This window comes from Corynebacterium sphenisci DSM 44792, assembly GCF_001941505.1.
Taxonomy (GTDB): Bacteria; Actinomycetota; Actinomycetes; order Mycobacteriales; family Mycobacteriaceae; genus Corynebacterium; species Corynebacterium sphenisci.
On sequence record NZ_CP009248.1, the window covers coordinates 513,809 to 532,376 of the forward strand.

Genomic DNA, 18,568 nt, shown 5'->3' on the forward strand with positions numbered 1-18,568 from the left:
TTGCGCAGGTGGCCGGAGTTCCTGCTGCTCCAGCCGGTGGCGGTGGGGATGGCCCTGATCGGCGGATCGCCGTTGCCGCATCCGTTCGGACTGTGGGTGGAGCCGCAGGTGCGGGTCGGTGCGTTCCTGCCGTTGCTGGAGGTCGTCGCGGTGGGGCTGCTGCTGCGGTCGCGGTGGTCCCGGGATTATGAGGAGGCGGTCACCGCGGGGTCCACGGTGCTGCCGCGGGCGGTGGTGCTCGCCGTCGCCGCTGTGGTGGCGGCGGTCCCGTGGGCGGTGCTCCTCGTCCGCGGGGTGCCGGCGTCCTTCGTGGTGATGACCGTCGGGTGGCTGGGCCTGGGCGTCGGGGTGCTGCTGCTGGGCTTCGGCCCGGCGGGGCCGGCGTGGGCGATCCCGGTCGCCGCGGCGGTGGCCGGTGCGCTGGCGGCCGGGGGCTGGTTCCCCGCGGTCGTGGCGGTGCTGGGCGATGGCCTCGGCGCCGGCCGGCCGGTGTGGGCGCCGGTGGTGGATCTGCTGGTGCTGGCCGCCGGGGTGGCGGCACACCTGCGCCGCGGCGCCGGCTAGATCTTCGTGGTGAAGCGGTCGGTGAGGCCCTTCTCCAGGCGGCGCCAGCCGGCGGCCTCCTCCTCGTAGGGCGGCACCGGCTCGTCATTGGAGGACGGGTCCAGGATGTGGTTGAGGAACCACTGCAGCTGCTGGTTGCCGGCGAGGACCTCGTTGACCGCGTCATCGCCGGCCCAGTCCGCGGCGTCGGCGAGCAGCTCGTAGGCCCGGCCCAGCTGGGCGGGGTCGACCTTCGCGGGCCCGGCGGCGATGTCCTCGGCCAGCCCGGCGAAGGAGTACTCGTTGTCGGCGTGCACGGTCAGCTCCAGCTCGCCGGCGTTGGCGGCGGTGATGATCTCCGACCAGGTGGCCGTCACCGCCAGATCGTGGTCGTCGTGCTCGAGCAGCCAGCGCACCAGCGTGCGGCCGTTGGCGAAGGTGTGGATCTCGCCCATCCGGCCGAGGAACACCGGCCGCCGGTCGAGGTAGCAGCGCAGGGTGTACAGGTTGCGCCCGGCGATGGAGATCTTCACCGGGTCGATCCCGGCGCGCGACCACACGGTGGCGTCGTAGGGGTCGCCGGCCGGTTCCGCATCGCCCTTCTCGGCCTCCCGGCGGCGGGCCTCCTCGGCGCGGCGGCGCTCGATCTCCTCCCCGGCGGCGGTGAGCCGGGCGGCGGCGTCCTCGGCCGCGGCCGGGTCCACCTCGGGGGCCGCCCCGTGTAGGGCGTCGATCTCGTCGACCACCCCGTCCCAGTTGGCCAGGATCACCCGGCCGATGGCGGACCACTGCTCCCGGCCGCCGCCGTGGAACTGGTCCGGGCCGGCGGCGGTGGCGGCGAGCACCGAGTTGGTGGCGAACATCCGGTTGGTCTTCGCCAGCGCGCAGATCGCCCCGATGGAGCGGGCGATGGACAGGATCCCGTCGGCCTTCCGCACATGCGCCAGATCCGGCGGCCCGCACAGCACGTCCGGCAGGCCCACCAGGTCGTGGCGGTCCCGGCCCTCGACGACGGCGGTGCCGGGCAGGCCCTCGGCGAAGCGGCGCCACTGCGGGTGTGCGGTGAAGTCGTGCGCCGCCCCGGACTCCAGGAAGGCGAGCAGCTCCCCGGGGGAGTCGAAGAGGTAGACGTCCTCGCCGGCGCCGAGCAGCGCCTGCCATTCGGCGTTGCCCTCCCGCCAGCCGGGGGCGAAAAGGGTGTAGGCCGTGCCCCCGGTGAGCTCGAGCTCGATGGGGACGATGCCGTGGCGTGCCATGGGTACCTCGTTCGTGGTCGGATGCGTATGCCGGGTCCGCCGGGGGACCCCGCACAGGATACCCGGCGCATCCGGGGCCGGGGCGGCTCCCGCGCCGCTCAGCCGGTGGGCCGCCAGAACCCGAGGAAGGCCATGCCCAGGTTCGAGGTGCGGATCGGGTGCACCCCCACCGGGTCCCCGGCCTCCACCATCCGGCCCTCGTCGACGACCATCGCGACATGGCCCTCCCAGACCACCAGATCCCCGGGCAGCAGCTCCCCGGGGCCGACTGGGCGGCCCACCGCCTGCGCTGCGGCGGTGCGCGGGATGTCCACCCCGGCCTCGCCGTAGGCCCAGTGGGTCAGCCCCGAGCAGTCGAAGGCCTCCCCGGGGCTTTCCGCGCCCCACCGGTAGGGCACGCCGACCTGGCCCAGCGCATGCCGCACCGCCGCCGCGGCCTGCGGGGTGGGCGCCCCGGCCCCGGCCGCCGGTGGCGGGGCGGCCGCCGGCCGGGCCGGCGGGGCCGGTGCGGCGGCGGGGGCCGTGGACACCGGGCCCGGACCGGGCGCCGGCGGGATGGCGGGCTCCCGGGCCGCGATCCCGGACAGTCGACCGGTGGGTCCGGCCAGCCGGGACTCCAGCCGGGCCAGGGCGGCCGCCGCGGCGACCAGGGCGGCGACCCCGGCGGCGGCCAGCGCGGGGGCGGCGGCCGGCGACCCCGCCGGCCCGGCGGCGCCGGCCAGCGCCGGGGCCGCCCGGCGCAGGAACCCGTGCAGCGCCCCGCCGAGCTCCCCGGCGGCGTCCGCGATCGCGGCGAGGCCCTCGGCCACCGCCCGCTCGGCCTCGGCGGCGTCGGCGTGCACCACCCCGGCGGCCTCGGCGGCGGCGCCCAGGGAGCGGGCCGCGGCCGCCCCGGCGGAGCCGCCGAGGGCCCCGGCGACGGCGGCGGCCGCCGCCGGCCAGGCCCCCGGATCCGCGGGCGCGCCGAATCCGCCGGGTGCGGCCCCGCCCGCCCCGGCGAGGGCGGCGAGCAGCCCGGTGAGCGGGGCCGGGGGCGCGATCGCGCCGATCACGGCCGGGCCCCCGGGTGCAGCCGGCGCAGCGCCCGGGCCGCGGCGGCGTCCTGCCCGCCGGCGGCGGCCGCGGTGGCCTCCAGGGCGCCGGCGGCGGCCGCGGCGTAGGCGCCCAGCCGGTCGCCGCGCCGCTCCTGGGCGAGCGCGGCGGCCCCGGCGGCGGCGAGGAAGGCGGTCACGCAGGGCGGCCCCGCCGCGGCCTGCGGTGGCGGGGCCGGCGGCGGGGGAGCGGCGGCGAGGCCGCGCAGCCGGGCCGCGGCGGCGCGCAGCCCGGCGGGGTCGAGGTCGAGGGCCTCGCCGGCGGGGGTGCGGGTGCTGTGCTCCATGCCCCTTAGACGCCGCCGGCCGGGCGGCGGGTTCCCGCATGCCCCGGATCCCGGCCGCAGCCGGGCCGGGCTCCGGCGCCGCGGGTAGATTCGGCCCCATGGAGATCACCGTCGTCGACCACCCCCTGGCCGCAGCCCGACTGACCATCATGCGCGACGCCCGCACCGGCAACGACGGCTTCCGCGCCGCCCTCGCCGATCTCGGCGCGATGCTCGTCTACGAGGCCTCCCGGGACCTGCCCCTGGAGTCCTTCGAGGTGGCCACGCCCGTCGACGTGGCCGTCGGCCACCGGCTGGCCAACCCCCCGATCATCATCCCGATCATCCGCGCCGGGCTGGGCATGATCGACCCGGCGCTGTCCATGATCCCCGACGCCCAGGTCGGCTTCATCGGCCTGGCCCGGGACGAGGAGACCCACCGGCCGGTGCCCTACCTGGAGGCGCTGCCGGAGGACCTCTCCGACCGCCGGGTGTTCCTGGTGGACCCGATGCTGGCCACCGGCGGCTCCCTGCTGCACGCGCTGCGGCTGCTCGCCGATCGGGGCGCGCGGGACGTCACCGCGGTGTGCATGGTCTCCGCGCAGCCGGGGGTGGACGCGCTGGCCGGGTCCGGGCTGGCCGCCCGGCTGGTCACCGCCACGATCGACCCCGCCCTCGACGAGGACGCCTACATCGTGCCGGGCCTGGGCGATGCCGGGGACCGGCTCTACGGCCCCCGCAACATCGACCTGTGAGCCGGCCGGCTCAGGGGTAGACGTACACCACGGCGTGCACCCCGCCGGTGCACTTCCACAGGTAGTCGTACTCGGAGTCCTGGGCCTTGCGGCAGGCCATGTCGTAGGTTTTGCCGGTGGTCGGGCTGTACGCGCGCACCGTGGTGCGCGAGCCCTCCCGCACCGTGGTGCCGGACAGCTCCCGGCCCACGTTGGTGGCGAAGGGGCAGCTGGTGGTGGAGTGCCCGGTGCCCACCCAGCGCACCCCCTCGGCGGAGCACTGCTTGTAGGTGTTCAGGCCCACCCCGTACTGGTTCGCCCCGCCCCGGTAGCGGCCCTCCCCGCCGGAGTCGCCGTCCGGGGCCGCGGTGGCGGTCTCCCGGACGGTCTCGGTGACCGTGGCCGGCCCCGGCCCGGTGGGCTCCGGGCCCCGGTCGGCGCCGATCGTCCGGTCCCCGGCGGCCTGGCCGACCTCGGCGACCCGGTCCTCGTCCCCACCCCGGGTGAGCAGCACCGCGGCGCCGATGACGGTGATCACCAGCAGGGTGGCCACCACCGCGATCGCGGCGATGAGCCCGGTGTTGCCGCCGCGGGCCGGCGCCGGCGCGGGCTGCGCCGCGGGCCAGGCGGCGGTCGGCCCCCACTCGCCCCCGCCGGCGCCGGGCTGCGCCCAGCCGCCGTTGTCGTATCCGCCGTGGCCGTCCCCCGGGGTGCCCCGGGGCCGGTCCCCGCCCGGCCAGGGTGCGCTCATCGCCGATCGTCCTTCCCGCGGCGCCTGGCGCCGCACCGCCGTCATGGTCGCTGAACGCCCATCGTAGTTGCCGCCGGCGCATCCCCGGCGGGGTTTCCCCCCGGGTGGGCGGGGCGGCCCCGGGGACTCAGCCGAGGTAGGCGGCGATCCCCGCGGCGACCGCCGCGGCGACCGCCGCGGCGAGCCGGTCCTGGCCCTCCGCGGAGCGCAGCAGGGCGATGTCGGCGGAGTCGCGCATGTTGCCGAATTCGACGAGCACCTTCGGCCGGGTGGACAGGTTCAGCCCGGTGAGATCGGCGCGGGGGTGGATGCCCCCGGCGCCGAGGTAGTTGGAGGCGGTGAATCCGGCCTCGAGCATCGCGTCCCGGATCGCCCCGGCCAGCGCGGCGGATTCCGCGGGCAGGTTGCCGGGCAGCGGGTCGGCGATATGCGAGACGTGGAAGCCGCGGGCGCCCTCGCCGTTGCCGTCGGCGTGGATGGAGATCACCGCATCCGCCCCGGAGTCGTTCTCGGTGCGGGCGCGCTCGTCGATGCAGGGCGCCCGGCCGACGTCGTCGGCGCGGGTGAGCCGCACCTCCGCCCCGGCGTCCTCCAGCAGGGCGCGCAGCCGCCCGGCGAGCTCCCAGTTGAAGGTGTGCTCCGGCCAGCCGTCATCGGCGGCGGTGCCGGTGGTGTTGCACTGCTTGACCCCGCCGCGGCCGTCGGTGACCATCTCCTCGGCCGGCGGCGGGGTGCCCGCATGGCCGGGATCGAGGTAGATCAGCCGGCCGGCGAGGGTGCCGGCGCGGGGGGCCGCGGCGGCGCCGCCGGGGGCGGGGGCGGGGGTGGACTTCTCCGGCGCCCCGGCGCCCGGGGTGGGGTCCGGGGCGTCGGCGGCGGGGCCCTCGGAGGCCGCCGGGGCCACCGGGTCGCCCGCGCCGTCGACGTCGCCGATGGTGCAGCCGCCGAGGGCGAGCAGGCCCGCGGCGAGGACGGCCGCCGCGGTGCGGCGGGTTCGGGTGATGCTCATGACCGGGATCATGGCATGACCCGGCGCACGGCGGGGTATGCGGGCCCTAAGGTGGGGGACGTGATCGAGGACTTCATCGGCGACTGGTGGCGGCGCAACGGCGAGGAGCTGCAGCGGTGGCGGCGGCATCTGCACGCCCATCCGGAGCTGTCCCACATGGAGCGGGCCACCACCGCCTTCGTCGCGGAGAAGCTCACCGCCGCGGGCCTGCGCCCCCGGCCCTTCCCGAACACCGGGCTGATGGTGGATGTCGGCGCGGACCGGGTCGACGAGTCCGGGGACCCGGTGGGCCGGCTGGCCTTCCGCGGGGACATGGACGCGCTACCCATCGCCGAGGCCACCGGGCTGGACTGCGCCAGCGTCAACGAGGGGGTGATGCACGCCTGCGGCCACGACTTCCACACCGCGATCACCCTGGGCACCGCGCTGGCGATGGCCGAGTACGACCGCACCCGGGGCGGGGTGCCGGTGCCGTTGCGCTTCATCTTCCAGCCCGCCGAGGAGGTGATGGAGGGCGGCGCCCCGGACGTGATCGAGGCCGGCGCCCTGGAGGGGGTGTCCCGGATCTTCGCGGTGCACTGCGAGCCGAAGCTGCGGGTGGGCCATATCGGGGTGCGCACCGGGGCGATCACCTCCGCCGGGGACACCCTGGAGGTGAAGGTGGAGGGCCCGGGCGGGCACAGCGCCCGGCCGCATCTCACCGCGGACGTCACCTACGCCCTGGGCGCCCTGGTCACCCAGCTGCCCGGGCTGCTGTCCCGGCTGGTGGATCCGCGCACCGGCACCGTGGCGGTGTTCGGGGCGGTCAACGCCGGCTACGCGGCCAACGCGATCCCCACCCACGGGTCGGCGATGGCCACGGTGCGCACCGCCGACATCGGCACCTGGCGGAAGCTGGAGCCGCTGGTGCGCGAGCTGATCGCGGCGATCCTGGCGCCCACCGGGGTGACGCACAGCCTGCACTACGTCCGCGGGGTGCCGCCGGTGATCAACGACGACTACTGCACCGCGCTCATCGCGGAGACCGTCGGCCGGGTGGACCCGCAGGCGGTGATCGAGGCCCCGCAGTCCTCCGGGGGCGAGGACTTCGGCTGGTACCTGGAGCACGTGCCCGGGTCCATGGCCCGGCTGGGCTGCTGGTCCGGGTCCGGGGAGAAGCATGATCTGCACCGCGACGATCTGGTCGTCGACGAGCGCTGCCTGGGGGTGGGGGTGCGCCTGTTCGCCGGGATCGTGGCCCGCTACGGGGCGGAAGGCGGCGACCGGTGCGCCGCCGCCGGTGAGCGCCGGTAGCCGGCGCTGACCTAGACTGGGGCCCACGTGTGCCCCGGCGGCGGGTCCCCCGCACCGGGCGAGGACGAGGATGTGGAGGATCCGTGGCGAAGAAGATCGTGATTGTCGGCGGCGGCCCCGCCGGGTACGAGGCGGCCCTGGTCGGCGCGAAGTACGGGGCGGAGGTCACCATCGTCGAGGAGGCCGGCATGGGCGGGTCCTCGGTGCTCTTCGACTGCGTGCCCTCGAAGGCGTTCATCGCCGCCACCGGGGTGCGCACGGATATGCGCCGGGCCGACGAGATGGGGCTGCGCCCGGACTTCTCCGCCCGGCACATCGACTTCACCGCGGTCAACGACCGGGTGCGGGATCTGGCGGAGTCGCAGTCGGAGGACGTCCGCGCGCAGATGGAGCGGGAGGGCATCCGGATGCTGCGCGGTCGCGGCCGGCTCGACGACCAGGAGCCGGGCCGGGTCACCCACTACGTCACCGTGGAGCTGGAGGAGGGCGGCGAGGAGACCCTGGAATGCGATCTGGTGCTGCTGGCCACCGGCGCCTCCCCGCGGATCCTGCCCGGGGCGCTGCCGGACGGGGAGCGGATCCTCACCTGGCGGCAGATCTACGATCTGGAGGAGCTGCCGGAGCACCTCATCGTGGTCGGCTCCGGCGTCACCGGCGCCGAGTTCGTGTCCTCCTTCACGGAGCTCGGGGTGAAGGTGACCATGGTCGCCTCCCGGGACCGGATCCTGCCGCATGAGGACGCCGACGCCGCCGACGCCCTGGAGGCGGTGCTCTTCGAGCGCGGCGTGGACGTGGTGAAGAACGCCCGCTGCGACCGGGTGGAGCGCACCGGGGACGGCGGGGTGCGGGTGGTCACCTCCGACGGCCGGGAGATCCTCGGCTCGCATGCCCTGATGACCGTGGGCTCCATCCCGAACACCCGGGGGGTGGGCCTGGAGAACATCGGGGTGGAGCTGACCCGCTCCGGGCACATCAAGGTCGACCGGGTCTCGCGCACCTCGGTGCCCGGGGTGTACGCCGCCGGGGACTGCACGGACCTGTTCCCGCTGGCCTCGGTCGCGGCGATGCAGGGCCGGATCGCGATGTACCACGCCCTCGGCGAGGGGGTGCAGCCGATCCGGCTGAAGACGGTGGCCTCGGCGGTGTTCACCCGCCCCGAGATCGCCACGGTGGGGGTGAGCCAGAAGCAGATCGAGGACGGGGAGGTCTCCGCCCGGATCGAGGTGTTCCCGCTCACCGGCAACCCGCGGGCGAAGATGCGCTCCCTGCGGCACGGCTTCGTGAAGCTGTTCTGCCGGCGCAACTCGGGGATGATCATCGGCGGGGTGGTGGTCGCGCCGACCGCCTCGGAGCTGATCCTGCCGATCGCGGTGTGCGTGTCCAACCAGCTCACCGTCGCCGACCTGGCCGGCTCCTTCTCCGTCTACCCCTCGCTGTCCGGCTCCATCACCGAGGCCGCCCGGCAGCTGATGGCGCACGACGACCTGGATTAGCGGACACCGCGCCCGCGACCGCGGCGGCCGGGGCATCCGGCGGCCGCGGTCGCGGGCGCGTGGGGTTCGGGGTCGGGGGCCGGCTCAGGAGCCGGCGAGCTCCTTGTACTTCCGCTCGACCTCGACGGCCGAGGGGTTGGTGGCGTGCCCGCCGTCGGAGTAGCGCACGGTGGGCACGATCCGGTCGCCGCCGTTGACGGATTCGACCCATTCGGCGAGATCCGGGTGCTTCTCCACGTCCCAGGCGGTGAAGGGCACCCCGCGTGAGCGCAGGGCGGTGATGAGCTTGGCGCAGAAGGGGCACCAGCTGGTGGCGTAGATGGTCACGTGTTCGTCGGTCGCGGGGGCGTCGGGGCTGGTTGACATGTCCCGGGCAACGCCGCCGGGGCCGCGGCTATTCCCGGCCGGCGCGCGGACGCCACCGGGTGACGCGGTAGCGCGGCCCGGATGCGGCGGTGCGCCAGTCGCCGCGCTCGGCCGGCGCCCAGTCCCGCAGGTCCGGGGCGGTGACCGGGGTGTCCACCGCCGGGTGCGCGTCGACCTCGGTGACCACGCATTCGTCGGCGAGGGCCAGGCCCTCCCGGTACACCCGGCCGCCGCCGATGATCCAGGCCACCGGGGCGTCGGCGACCAGGGCCAGTGCGGCGTCCAGGTCCGCGGCGTGCTCGGCGCCGGGGAAGTCGGCCGTGGTGCGGCTGAGCACGATGTTGCGCCGTCCGGGCAGCGGCCGGAACCGGGGGTTCAGGCTGTCCCAGGTGCGCCGGCCCATGATCACCGGGGCGCCGAGGGTGGTGGCCTTGAAATGGGCCAGGTCCTCCGGCAGGTGCCAGGGCATGGCGGTCCCGTCGCCGATCACCCCGTCCGGGCTCTGCGCCCAGATCATGCCCAGCCGCGCCGGGCGGGCGGGGGCGCTCATACCGCCACCTGCGCCCGGATCGGCGGATGCGGGTCGTAGCCGATGACCTCGACGTCGGCGAAGTCGTAGTCGAACAGGCTCGGCGCCTTCGCCAGCCGCAGCCGCGGGTAGGGCCGCGGGGCCCGGCTGAGCTGCAGTGCGCACTGCTCGACGTGGTTGTCGTAGATGTGGCAGTCCCCGCCGGTCCAGATGAACTCGCCCGGCTCCAGGCCCGCCTGCTGCGCCATCATGTGCGTGAGCAGGGAGTAGGAGGCGATGTTGAAGGGCACGCCGAGGAACATGTCCGCGCTGCGCTGGTAGAGCTGGCAGCTCAGCCGGCCCTCGGCGACGTGGAACTGGAAGAGCAGGTGGCAGGGCGGCAGCGCCATCTCGTCGAGCTGGCCGACGTTCCAGGCGCTGACCACGATCCGCCGCGAGTCGGGGTCGTGGCGCAGCAGCTCGAGGGCGCGGGAGATCTGGTCCACGGTGCCGCCGTCGGCGGTGGGCCAGGAGCGCCACTGCACCCCGTAGATGGGGCCCAGGTCGCCGTCCGGGCCGGCCCACTCGTCCCAGATGGTGACCCCGCGCTCGTTGAGCCAGGTGTTGTCCGAGCTGCCCCGCAGGAACCACAGCAGCTCCCAGATGATCGACTTCAGGTGCACCTTCTTGGTGGTGATCAGGGGGAAGCCGGCGGAGAGGTCGTAGCGCAGCTGCCGGCCGAAGAGGCTGCGGGTGCCGGTGCCGGTGCGGTCGGACTTCACCGCGCCGTGGTCGAGGATCTCCCGGAGCAGGTCCTCGTAGGGGGTGGCGATGGCGCCGTCGGTGCTCTGGCTCATGCGGCCCAGGGTAGCCGCGGCCGGGCCGCGGCGGCGAACCCGGCGGGGCCGTGGCCGGCGTCCCCGGGACCTCGGGTTATCCATATTCACTATTCGTCGGGGGCCCGCGGGCCCAGGGGGCGGCCCCGGGCGGCGCCGTCCCCGCCCGGGCCCCGGGCGGGTCCGCGGGGTGCGGGGAGGGGTCAGTCCTCCGGGTGCTCCTCGCGCCAGTCCGCGATCGCGGCGAGGATGTCGTCGGCGATCTCGGGCCGGCAGATCAGGGTGTCCGGCATGAAGGGGTCTGCGTTGTTGTAGGAGTGCGCGGAGCCGTCCAGGCGGGAGACGTGCAGCCCGGCGGCGCGGCACACGCCCACCGGGGCGGCGGAGTCCCACTCGTACTGGCCGCCGGAGTGGATGTAGGCGTCGTAGTCGCCGAGCAGCACGTGCATCGCCTTCGCCCCCGCCGAGCCCATCTGGGCGACCTCCCGGCCGAGGCGCTCGGCGACGAAGCCGGCCAGCGCCGGCGGGCGGGTGCGGGAGACCACGATCCGGCCGGACATGGGCCCGAGCACCGCCTTGGCCTCCCCGGTGTGGAATACCCGGCCCAGATCCGGCAGGCCCACCGCGGCGTGCACCGGCTGGTGGTCCTCCACCAGGGCGATGTGCACCGCCCAGTCCTGGCGGCCGCCGGCGAATTCGCGGGTGCCGTCCAGGGGGTCGATGATCCACACCCGGTCGCAGTCGAGGCGCTCCAGGCGGTCGGCGGCCTCCTCGGAGAGCATCGCGTCATCGGGGCGGTGCTGTTCGAGCACCTTGCCGATCCACTCCTGGGCGAGGGCGTCGCCGGAGTCCCCGAGCACCCGCCCGCGCAGCAGGCCGACGTTGCGCACGCCCTTGAGGATCTCGCTGGTGCCCTGGGCCAGGCGCAGCGCCAGGATGGCATCGTCTACGTAAGCTGACATGCCCCCGATGATAGGTCTTCGGCGCGCGCCCCGTCGCGGCGGGCCGCGGACCCCGGCCGCGGTTCCGGACCACCGTTATCCTGGGGGCATGAGGACGATCCTGAACCTGCTCTGGCTCATCACCGGGGGCCTCTGGCTGTCCCTGGGCTACCTGTTCTTCGGGCTGCTGGCCTGCCTGCTGGTGGTCACCGCCCCGGCCGGGGTGGCCTCCTTCCGGATGGCCGCCTACGCGCTGTGGCCCTTCGGCCGGGAGGTGGTCGACGCCGGCCGCGGGGGGCTGCTCACCGGGGCGATGAACCTGGTCTGGTTCCTCGTCGCCGGGCTGTGGCTGGCGATCGGGCACCTGGCCACCGCGGCGGCGCAGGCGGTGACCATCATCGGCATCCCGCTGGCGGTGGCGAACGTGAAGATGATCCCGGTGACCTGCTTCCCCTTCGGCAAGCGGATCGTGGCCTCCTCCGGCGGACTGCTCTAGGCCGGGCCCCCGGGTCGGGGGTGCATGTCGTTGCCTTTCTGGTTAATTGCGATTACCGTTGATCTGCGACGCCGCGTCCGATGCGCGGCGGGCGGCGCCGCAGCGCGTCGCCGACGACGAACGGCAGAAGGAGCCGCACCCATGTCCCTGCGCACCCGCACCGTCGCCCTGCTCGCCATCCCCGGCCTGGCCCTGGGCCTGGCCGCCTGCGGCGACGACAATGACCAGACCGTGGTCACCGACGCCCCCGAGGCGACCAAGGCCTCCGAGGCGCTCACCGGCGACGACCAGGTCACCACCGAGGTCGACGACGACGCGACCACCACCACCTCCGCCGCCCCGATCGGGCAGGACGCGGCCACCGTCAAGATCGCCGGCACCGACGTCGACGGCGACTTCACCCCGGTGCGCTGCGAGTACGACCGCGACGACGACACCCTGAAGATCAAGGCCGGCGAGGACGACGACACCGGCAAGCTGGAGATCGAGATCAAGGACGCGGACACCGCCCCGCGCCTGGACGAGCTCAGCGTCGAGGTCCGCGAGATCGACATGGAGATCGACGACGACAACGCCGAGGCCGCCAACGTCTCCCGGGACGGCGACACCTGGCGCATCGTCGGCACCGGCGTCAACGACGATGACACCACCGACGACATCGAGGCCCAGGTGGTCTGCCCGCTGAACTAGCGGCGCCTCCCCGCATCCCGCGCGGCGCCCCGGACGGCGATCCCGTCCGGGGCGCCGCCGGCGTATTCCGGGGGCGCTAGCCCCGGCGCGGCCCGGCGGCGGGCAGGGTGTCCTCCACGAACCGCTCCCGGGTGGCCGCGCGGCCGCCGACGGCGACCACCGCGGTGGCCGCCAGCAGCAGCACCAGCGGCGCCGCCCAGCCGGCGGTGGCCTCATGCAGCATCCCGGTGAGCAGCGGCCCGGCGCAGGCCAGGGTGTAGCCGCCGCCCTGGGCGAAGGCGGACAGCGCCCGCGCCCCGGCGGCGGTGCGCGCCCGCAGGTTGATCAGGGTCAGCGCCATCGGGAAGGAGATCGGGCCCAGCCCGGACAGGGTCACCCACAGCCAGGGCGCGGCCGCCGGGGCCAGGAACAGCCCCGCGTTGCCGATGCAGTAGACGAGCAGGAATCCGGCGAGCAGCGGGTAGGGATCGCGCAGCCGGCCCAGCGCCCAGGGGCCCAGCACCGCGATGAGCGCACCGAGCGCCGACCACCAGGACAGCATCGCCCCGCCGGTGGCCGCGGACATCCCCGCCGACTCGATCACCCGGGGGATGAACATCATCAGCGCGTAGGTGGACAGGCTGGTGCAGCCGAACATGGCCAGCAGGCCCAGGCCCACCGGGGAGCGGTGCTCCGGCACCTGGTCCGCGGCGCCGGCGGCCGCGCGCGCCGCCGCGGGCGCCCGGCCATCCCGGCCGGCGGCGGCGATGGAGTCCGCGCCGGCGCGCAGCAACGGGATCCAGGGCAGCGCCGCGGCGAGGGCGAGCAGCGCCCAGGAGGCCAGGGACACCCGCCAGCTGCCGGCGGCGGCGGCGATCGGCTCCGCGGCCAGCGGGGCGGCCATCATCCCGGTCTGCATGGCCAGCATGTAGGCGGTGGACATCCGCGGCACCGCCTCCGGGAAGTAGGCGCGCACCGCCAGCGGGGCCACCGTGTTGGTCACCCCGATCGCGAACAGGGCCACCAGGGAGCCGGCCACCAGCGCCGCGGTGGAGGGGCCGGCGACCCGCAGCAGCTGCCCGGCGGCGGTGGCGGCCATCATCGCGAACAGGGCGTGCGGCAGCCGCAGCCGGCGCAGCAGCGGCGGGGTGGCGAAGGCGCTGGCGGCGAACATGGCCGTGGGCAGCATGCCCAGGGCGCCGACGAACCCGGGGGACAGGCCCAGGTCGGGGGCCATCCGGCCGATCAGCGGGGGCAGCCCGGTGACCGCCGCGCGCATGTTCAGGGCGGTGAGCACGATGCCGGCGAAGGCCAGCAGGCGGATTCTCCTCTTCGTCACCGGACCACGGTAACGTCGGCTCACCACCGGGTGCGCGCGGGGGTTGCGCCGCCGGCCGGCGGCCGGCGGCGCGGGCTCAGCGGTTCGCCCGGTACCAGCCGAGCAGCGCGTCGGTGGAGGCGTCCCCGGAATCGGCCGCGGCGGCCCCGGTGACCGCCGGCAGCAGATCCCCGGCCTGCTTCTTGCCCAGCTCCACGCCCCACTGGTCGAAGGAGTTGATCCCCCAGATCACGCCCTGCACGAAGGTGATGTGCTCGTAGAGGGCGATGAGCGCGCCCAGCGCGGCCGGGGTGAGCTCCTCGGCGAGGATCGTGGTGGTGGGCCGGTTGCCGGGCATCACCTTGTGCGCGACCAGCTCCTCGGCCACCCCCTCGGCGCGGATCTCCTCGGCCGTCTTGCCGAAGGCGAGCACCTTGGTCTGGGCGAGGAAGTTCGCCATCAGCAGATCGTGCATGGAGTCGGTGCCGTCGGCGGTGGGCAGATCCTGGCGGGGCCGGGCGAAGCCGATGAAGTCCGCGGGCACCAGCCGGGTGCCCTGGTGCAGCAGCTGGAAGAAGGCGTGCTGGCCGTTGGTGCCCGGCTCGCCCCAGTAGATCTCCCCGGTGTCGCAGGTCACCGCCGCGCCGTCGCGGCGCACCGACTTGCCGTTGGACTCCATGGTGAGCTGCTGCAGGTAGGCGGGGAAGCGGGCCAGGTCCTGGCTGTAGGGCAGCACCGCATGGGACTGGGCGCCGAGGAAGTCGGCGTACCAGACGCCGAGCAGGCCCATCAGCAGCGGCAGGTTGCGCTCCGCCGGGGCGGTGCGGAAATGCTCGTCCATGGCGTGGAAGCCCTCCAGCAGGCGCATGAAGTCCTGCGGGCCCACCGCGGCCATGATGGACAGCCCGATCGCCGAGTCCACCGAGTAGCGGCCGCCCACCCAGTCCCAGAAGCCGAACATGTTCGCCGGGTCGATGCCGAACTCGGCGACCTGCTCCGCGTTGGTGGACACCGCCACGAAGTGCTTGGCCACCGCCGCCTCATCGCCGAGCCGGTCCACCAGCCAGCGCCGGGCGGCATGCGCGTTGGCCAGGGTCTCCTGGGTGGTGAAGGTCTTCGAGGCGATGATGAACAGGGTGGACTCGGGGTCGACCTCGTCGAGCACGGACTGCAGATCGGAGGGGTCCACGTTGGAGACGAAGCGGGCCTCGATCCCGGCGGTGACGTAGGTGCGTAGCGCCCGGGTGACCATCGCCGGGCCCAGATCGGAGCCGCCGATGCCGATGTTCACCACCGTCTTGATGGTGTGCCCGGTGTGCCCCAGCCACTCCCCGGAGCGCAGCGCCCGGGCGAAGTCGCGCATCCGGCCGAGCACCTCGTGCACGTCGGCGGCGACGTCCTGCCCGGCCACGGTGAGCTCCGCGGTCACCGGCAGCCGCAGCGCGGTGTGCAGCACCGAGCGGTCCTCGGTGGAGTTGATCCGCTCCCCGGCGAACATCGCGTCCCGGGCGCCGGCGACGTCGGCGGCGCGGGCCAGCTCGAGTAGGGCGGCGAGGGTGTCGCCGTCGACGAGGTTCTTGGAGAGGTCCGCGTGCAGCCCGGCGGCGTCCAGGGTGAGCCGGCCGGCGCGATCCGGGTCCGCGGCGAAGAGCTCGCGCAGGGTGGTGCCCCGGATCTCCTCGGCCCGCCCGGCCAGGGCGGCCCAGGCGTCGGTGGTGGTGATGTCGAAGGTCATGCGTGCTCCCGGGTACGTGGGCGGTTGGTCCACCCCCAGGGTAACGGCGTCGCCGCCGCCCCGCCGCCGCGGCGGGGCGGGCGTGGACAGCCGGCGGATGCGGGGCCACACTGGGGTGCATGAGCGACACCACGATGCCCCGGATGACCCATGACGAGATCCTCGACGGCGTGCCCCGCGGCCTGTACCTCGGCGGCCGCTTCCGCGACGCCGCCGACGGCGCCACCCTGGCGGTGCGCGACCCGGCCACCGACGAGGTGCTCACCGAGGTCGCCTCGGCGGGCGAGGCCGACGCCCGCGCCGCCCTCGACGCCGCGGTGGCCGCCCAGGCGGACTGGGCGGCGACGCCCCCGCGGGAGCGCTCCGAGATCCTGCGCCGCGCCTTCGGGCTGATCCGCCGCGACGCGGCGAAGCTCACCGCCCTGCAGTCCCTGGAGATGGGCCGGGCGCTGCCGGACTCCGCCGCCGAGGTCGCCTACGGCGCCGAGTTCTTCCGCTGGTTCGCCGAGGAGGCGGTGCGGATCACCGGCGACTACCGGCGCTCCCCGGACGGATCCTCCCGGCTGGCGGTGCTGCGCCAGCCGGTGGGCCCGGCGCTGGCGATCACCCCGTGGAACTTCCCGCTCGCGATGGGCACCCGAAAAATCGCCCCCGCCCTGGCCGCCGGCTGCCCGATCATCGTCAAACCCGCCTCGAAGACCCCGCTGACCATGCTGCACCTGGCGGGGCTGCTCGACGAGGCCGGGGTGCCCGCCGGGGTGCTCTCGGTGCTGCCCGCGGCCCACGCCGGCGACGTCTCCGCGCTGCTGGACGACCCCCGGCTGCGCAAGTTCACCTTCACCGGCTCCACCGAGGTCGGCCAGATGCTCGCCGCGAGGGCGGCCGGGTCCTCGATGAAGGTCTCCCTGGAGCTCGGCGGCAACGCCCCCTTCGTGGTCTTCGCGGACGCGGACCTGGACAAGGCGGTCGCCGCGGTCAAGGGCGCCAAACTGCGCAACGGCGGCCAGGTGTGCATCGCCCCGAACCGGTTCATCGTGCACGAGTCCCTCGCCGGGGAGTTCGCCGAGCGGGTGGCCGCCATGTTCGGCGAGCTCACCGTGGGCCCGGGCACCGATCCGGACACCGACCTGGGCCCGCTGGCCCTGGCCGAGCAGCGCGACACCGTGGACCGGCTGGTCGCCGACGCCGTCGACCGGGGCGCCCGGCTGCGCTGCGGCGGGGTGTCCGGGGAGTCCGCCGGCGGCTACTTCGTGCCCGCCACGGTGCTCGACCGGGTGCCGGCCGACGCCGACATCGTCGCCGAGGAGATCTTCGGCCCCGTGGTCGCGGTGCGCTCCTTCCGGGAGGTCGACGAGGCGATCGCGATGGCCAACGACACCGCCTTCGGCCTGGCCGCCTACCTGTTCAGCGAGAACCTGGGCACCGCCCTGGACGCCGCGGAGCGGATCGAGGCGGGCATGGTGGCGGTGAACAAGGGCGGGCTCTCCGACGCCTCCGCCCCCTTCGGCGGGGTGAAGCAGTCCGGGCTGGGCCGGGAGGGCGGGCCCACCGGGATCGACGAGTTCCTGGAGACCAAGCTCATCTCCCTGGAGGGTTAGCCCGCGGCCCCGGCGGCGGTGACGTTGGGCACCCGGGCCATCAGCGCCATCCCGGCCGCCAGCACCAGCAGGATCCCGGCCACCCCGGCCCGGTCGGCGTGGAAGACCGCGACGAAGGCGCCGAAGGCCAGCGGGGTCAGCCAGCTCACCGCCCGGCCCACGGTGGCGTAGAGCCCGAACATCTGGCCCTCCCGGCCCGCCGGGGTGAGCCGGGTGAGGTAGGAGCGCGACGCCGCCTGGGCGGGGCCGACGAAGAGGCAGAGCGCCAGGCCCAGCACCCAGAAGGCGACCGGGCCGGAGGCGGCCAGCAGCCCCACCGAGACCAGGCACATCGCGCCCAGGGAGCCCAGGATCACCGGCCGCGGGCCCAGCCGGTCGTCGGCGACGCCGGCGGCCACCGACCCGACGGCGGCGACCACGTTCGCGGCCACCCCGAACAGCAGCACGTCCGCGGCGTCGATGCCGTAGACCCGCACCGCCAGGATGGCGCCGAAGGTGAACACCCCGGCGAGGCCGTCCCGGAACACCGCGGAGGCGATCAGGAAGCGCACCAGCCGGCGGTCCTCGCGCCACAGCCCGCGCAGTTCCGCGGCGATCCCGCGGTAGGCCGCGGCCAGCGCCGCCGGGCCCGGCCGGGGCGCGGCGGCGGCGTCCGGGGCGGGCTCGATCTCCGGCACCCGGGTCATCGCGGGCAGCGCGGCGAGCAGGAACCAGCCGGCGGCGACCAGGGCCACCAGCCGGACGCTCCAGCCATCGGCGGCGGGCACCCCGAGCAGCCCCCGGGCCGGGCCCTCCCCGGCGATGAAGCCGAGGTAGCAGCCCAGCAGCAGCACGATCCCGCCGACGTAGCCGGCCGCCCAGCCGATCCCGGACACCCGGCCCACCGTGGCCGGGGTGGAGACCTGCTTGAGCATCGCGAAATAGGACACCTCCGCGAACTGGAAGGTCACCGTGGCCACCGCGAGCAGGCCCACCCCCGGCCAGAACCAGCCCGCCTCCGGGCGCACCACGGCCAGCGCCGCCATCAGCGCCACCGTGGCCAGGGTCCAGGCGCCCAGCGAGGCCCGCCGCCGGCCCAGCAGATCCGCCCGCCGGCCGGTGACCGGGGCCAGGGCGGCGATCGCCAGGCCCGCGGCGCCCATCGCCCAGGAGTACTTCGCCGAGGCCCCCGGCACCTCCGCGCCGACCCCGTCGACGAGGTAGACGGAGTAGATGAAGGTGACGATGACCGCGTTGAACGCCGCCGAACCCCAGTCCCAGGCGGCCCAGGCGGCGACCCGGCCCCGCGGCGGCGCGGCGCTCATCCCAGCCGCCCCCGGCCCATCCGGAGCAGCGCCGAGGCGATCGCCGGGCCCTCCGCGCCCAGCTCATCGCGGAACTGGTTGATGATCTGCACCTCCCGGGTGTGCACCAGGCGGGTGCCCCCGGAGCCCATCCGGGTCCGGCCCACCGCCCGGGAGACCTCCGCCCGCCGCCGGGCCGCGTCGATGATGATCGCGTCCAGGCGGTTGATCTCCGCCCGGTAGCGCTCGATCTCCTCCGAGCTCAGCGGATCGTCGGTGCCGGTGGGGGTGCGCACCTCGAAGGCGTCGATGACGTGGCCGGTGTCCTCGTTCATGGGCCCATCATGCCCGAGTCGCCGCCGCGGCGCGGGCGGGCCGGGGG

Annotated in this window: 20 protein-coding genes; 7 read left to right on the forward strand and 13 right to left on the reverse strand. The window is 75.3% G+C overall.

Annotated elements, in window-relative coordinates; translation table 11 throughout:
- Entirely contained in the window at positions 1-564 is a 564-nt protein-coding gene (locus CSPHI_RS02360; RefSeq protein ID WP_075691331.1) for a hypothetical protein, read from the forward strand.
- Here CSPHI_RS02360 and CSPHI_RS02365 read toward each other — a convergent pair.
- The 3 genes from CSPHI_RS02365 to CSPHI_RS12610 all read right to left on the reverse strand — a co-directional run bounded on the left by CSPHI_RS02365 (position 561) and on the right by CSPHI_RS12610 (position 3,177).
- A complete protein-coding gene (locus CSPHI_RS02365) occupies positions 561-1,799 on the reverse strand; it encodes a hypothetical protein (protein WP_075691332.1) in 1,239 nt (412 codons plus the stop codon). The two genes, CSPHI_RS02360 and CSPHI_RS02365, sit on opposite strands and share 4 nt — an antisense overlap.
- Before the next feature lie 98 nt (positions 1,800-1,897).
- Entirely contained in the window at positions 1,898-2,851 is a 954-nt protein-coding gene (locus CSPHI_RS02370; protein WP_075691333.1) for a C40 family peptidase, read from the reverse strand.
- Positions 2,848-3,177, reverse strand: coding sequence for a hypothetical protein (locus tag CSPHI_RS12610; RefSeq protein WP_075691334.1), 330 nt, complete (start codon positions 3,175-3,177; stop codon positions 2,848-2,850). The genes CSPHI_RS02370 and CSPHI_RS12610 overlap by 4 nt, the downstream gene beginning before the upstream one ends.
- A gap of 98 nt (positions 3,178-3,275) precedes the next feature.
- On the opposite strand from CSPHI_RS12610, the gene upp reads away from it, so the two are divergent.
- Positions 3,276-3,911 (forward strand): uracil phosphoribosyltransferase, encoded by a 636-nt coding sequence (upp, locus tag CSPHI_RS02380; RefSeq protein WP_075691335.1) that lies wholly within the window; start codon positions 3,276-3,278, stop codon positions 3,909-3,911.
- Positions 3,912-3,921: 10 nt separating this feature from the next.
- Here the strand turns inward: upp and CSPHI_RS02385 are convergent, their stop codons facing one another.
- Both CSPHI_RS02385 and CSPHI_RS02390 read right to left on the reverse strand, forming a co-directional pair.
- Entirely contained in the window at positions 3,922-4,641 is a 720-nt protein-coding gene (locus CSPHI_RS02385) for a hypothetical protein (protein ID WP_075691336.1), read from the reverse strand.
- Between the two features lie 127 nt (positions 4,642-4,768).
- Positions 4,769-5,650, reverse strand: coding sequence for an N-acetylmuramoyl-L-alanine amidase (locus CSPHI_RS02390; RefSeq protein WP_075691337.1), 882 nt, complete (start codon positions 5,648-5,650; stop codon positions 4,769-4,771).
- Between the two features lie 60 nt (positions 5,651-5,710).
- On the opposite strand from CSPHI_RS02390, the gene CSPHI_RS02395 reads away from it, so the two are divergent.
- Both CSPHI_RS02395 and CSPHI_RS02400 read left to right on the forward strand, forming a co-directional pair.
- Positions 5,711-6,943 carry an amidohydrolase gene (locus CSPHI_RS02395; protein ID WP_075691338.1) on the forward strand — a complete coding sequence of 411 codons (1,233 nt, stop codon included), beginning with the start codon at positions 5,711-5,713 and terminating at the stop codon, positions 6,941-6,943.
- A gap of 83 nt (positions 6,944-7,026) precedes the next feature.
- Positions 7,027-8,436, forward strand: coding sequence for an NAD(P)H-quinone dehydrogenase (locus tag CSPHI_RS02400; RefSeq protein ID WP_075691339.1), 1,410 nt, complete (start codon positions 7,027-7,029; stop codon positions 8,434-8,436).
- An 84-nt stretch (positions 8,437-8,520) separates the two neighbouring features.
- Here the strand turns inward: CSPHI_RS02400 and CSPHI_RS02405 are convergent, their stop codons facing one another.
- The 4 genes from CSPHI_RS02405 to CSPHI_RS02420 all read right to left on the reverse strand — a co-directional run bounded on the left by CSPHI_RS02405 (position 8,521) and on the right by CSPHI_RS02420 (position 11,108).
- Complete coding sequence (locus CSPHI_RS02405) at positions 8,521-8,802, reverse strand: mycoredoxin (RefSeq protein ID WP_075691340.1); 282 nt, start codon at positions 8,800-8,802, stop codon at positions 8,521-8,523.
- 28 nt (positions 8,803-8,830) lie between these two features.
- Positions 8,831-9,352 carry a dihydrofolate reductase gene (locus tag CSPHI_RS02410; RefSeq protein WP_075691341.1) on the reverse strand — a complete coding sequence of 174 codons (522 nt, stop codon included), beginning with the start codon at positions 9,350-9,352 and terminating at the stop codon, positions 8,831-8,833.
- Positions 9,349-10,167, reverse strand: coding sequence for a thymidylate synthase (locus CSPHI_RS02415; RefSeq protein WP_075691342.1), 819 nt, complete (start codon positions 10,165-10,167; stop codon positions 9,349-9,351). Before CSPHI_RS02415 ends, CSPHI_RS02410 begins: the two co-directional genes overlap by 4 nt.
- Before the next feature lie 182 nt (positions 10,168-10,349).
- Positions 10,350-11,108, reverse strand: a complete 759-nt coding sequence (locus CSPHI_RS02420) for a 3'(2'),5'-bisphosphate nucleotidase CysQ (RefSeq protein WP_075691343.1) — start codon at positions 11,106-11,108, stop codon at positions 10,350-10,352.
- Between the two features lie 88 nt (positions 11,109-11,196).
- On the opposite strand from CSPHI_RS02420, the gene CSPHI_RS02425 reads away from it, so the two are divergent.
- Together CSPHI_RS02425 and CSPHI_RS02430 are read left to right on the forward strand one after the other, a co-directional pair.
- A complete protein-coding gene (locus tag CSPHI_RS02425; protein ID WP_075691344.1) occupies positions 11,197-11,583 on the forward strand; it encodes a YccF domain-containing protein in 387 nt (128 codons plus the stop codon).
- A 141-nt stretch (positions 11,584-11,724) separates the two neighbouring features.
- On the forward strand, positions 11,725-12,273 hold the full coding sequence (locus tag CSPHI_RS02430) for a lipoprotein LpqH (protein WP_075691345.1): 549 nt from the start codon (positions 11,725-11,727) through the stop codon (positions 12,271-12,273).
- 76 nt (positions 12,274-12,349) lie between these two features.
- Here CSPHI_RS02430 and CSPHI_RS02435 read toward each other — a convergent pair whose 3' ends face one another.
- The gene (locus tag CSPHI_RS02435; RefSeq protein WP_245803330.1) at positions 12,350-13,591 is read right to left on the reverse strand and encodes an MFS transporter; all 1,242 of its coding nucleotides are present in this window, start codon (positions 13,589-13,591) and stop codon (positions 12,350-12,352) included.
- 76 nt (positions 13,592-13,667) lie between these two features.
- Positions 13,668-15,305 carry a glucose-6-phosphate isomerase gene (pgi, locus tag CSPHI_RS02440; RefSeq protein ID WP_075691346.1) on the reverse strand — a complete coding sequence of 546 codons (1,638 nt, stop codon included), beginning with the start codon at positions 15,303-15,305 and terminating at the stop codon, positions 13,668-13,670.
- Between the two features lie 119 nt (positions 15,306-15,424).
- Between pgi and CSPHI_RS02445 the strand changes: the two genes are divergently transcribed.
- Positions 15,425-16,903, forward strand: coding sequence for an NAD-dependent succinate-semialdehyde dehydrogenase (locus CSPHI_RS02445; RefSeq protein ID WP_075691347.1), 1,479 nt, complete (start codon positions 15,425-15,427; stop codon positions 16,901-16,903).
- On the opposite strand, the gene CSPHI_RS02450 is transcribed toward CSPHI_RS02445, so the two are convergent.
- Both CSPHI_RS02450 and CSPHI_RS02455 read right to left on the reverse strand, forming a co-directional pair.
- Positions 16,900-18,207 (reverse strand): MFS transporter, encoded by a 1,308-nt coding sequence (locus CSPHI_RS02450; protein ID WP_075691348.1) that lies wholly within the window; start codon positions 18,205-18,207, stop codon positions 16,900-16,902. The genes CSPHI_RS02445 and CSPHI_RS02450 overlap by 4 nt on opposite strands.
- Entirely contained in the window at positions 18,204-18,521 is a 318-nt protein-coding gene (locus CSPHI_RS02455) for a chorismate mutase (protein ID WP_075691349.1), read from the reverse strand. Before CSPHI_RS02455 ends, CSPHI_RS02450 begins: the two co-directional genes overlap by 4 nt.
- Between the last annotated feature and the right edge of the window lie 47 nt (positions 18,522-18,568).

Excerpts from the sequence above, each read along its gene's own strand:
- CSPHI_RS02365 (WP_075691332.1), bottom strand. The coding sequence starts at position 1,799 with ATGGCACGCCACGGCATCGTCCCCATCGAGCTCGAGCTCACCGGGGGC.
- CSPHI_RS12610 (WP_075691334.1), bottom strand. The coding sequence starts at position 3,177 with ATGGAGCACAGCACCCGCACCCCCGCCGGCGAGGCCCTCGACCTCGAC.
- upp (WP_075691335.1), top strand. The coding sequence starts at position 3,276 with ATGGAGATCACCGTCGTCGACCACCCCCTGGCCGCAGCCCGACTGACC.
- CSPHI_RS02385 (WP_075691336.1), bottom strand. The coding sequence starts at position 4,641 with ATGAGCGCACCCTGGCCGGGCGGGGACCGGCCCCGGGGCACCCCGGGG.
- CSPHI_RS02390 (WP_075691337.1), bottom strand. The coding sequence starts at position 5,650 with ATGAGCATCACCCGAACCCGCCGCACCGCGGCGGCCGTCCTCGCCGCG.
- CSPHI_RS02405 (WP_075691340.1), bottom strand. The coding sequence starts at position 8,802 with ATGTCAACCAGCCCCGACGCCCCCGCGACCGACGAACACGTGACCATC.
- CSPHI_RS02410 (WP_075691341.1), bottom strand. The coding sequence starts at position 9,352 with ATGAGCGCCCCCGCCCGCCCGGCGCGGCTGGGCATGATCTGGGCGCAG.
- CSPHI_RS02415 (WP_075691342.1), bottom strand. The coding sequence starts at position 10,167 with ATGAGCCAGAGCACCGACGGCGCCATCGCCACCCCCTACGAGGACCTG.
- CSPHI_RS02420 (WP_075691343.1), bottom strand. The coding sequence starts at position 11,108 with ATGTCAGCTTACGTAGACGATGCCATCCTGGCGCTGCGCCTGGCCCAG.
- CSPHI_RS02425 (WP_075691344.1), top strand. The coding sequence starts at position 11,197 with ATGAGGACGATCCTGAACCTGCTCTGGCTCATCACCGGGGGCCTCTGG.
- CSPHI_RS02430 (WP_075691345.1), top strand. The coding sequence starts at position 11,725 with ATGTCCCTGCGCACCCGCACCGTCGCCCTGCTCGCCATCCCCGGCCTG.
- pgi (WP_075691346.1), bottom strand. The coding sequence starts at position 15,305 with ATGACCTTCGACATCACCACCACCGACGCCTGGGCCGCCCTGGCCGGG.
- CSPHI_RS02445 (WP_075691347.1), top strand. The coding sequence starts at position 15,425 with ATGAGCGACACCACGATGCCCCGGATGACCCATGACGAGATCCTCGAC.
- CSPHI_RS02450 (WP_075691348.1), bottom strand. The coding sequence starts at position 18,207 with ATGAGCGCCGCGCCGCCGCGGGGCCGGGTCGCCGCCTGGGCCGCCTGG.
- CSPHI_RS02455 (WP_075691349.1), bottom strand. The coding sequence starts at position 18,521 with ATGAACGAGGACACCGGCCACGTCATCGACGCCTTCGAGGTGCGCACC.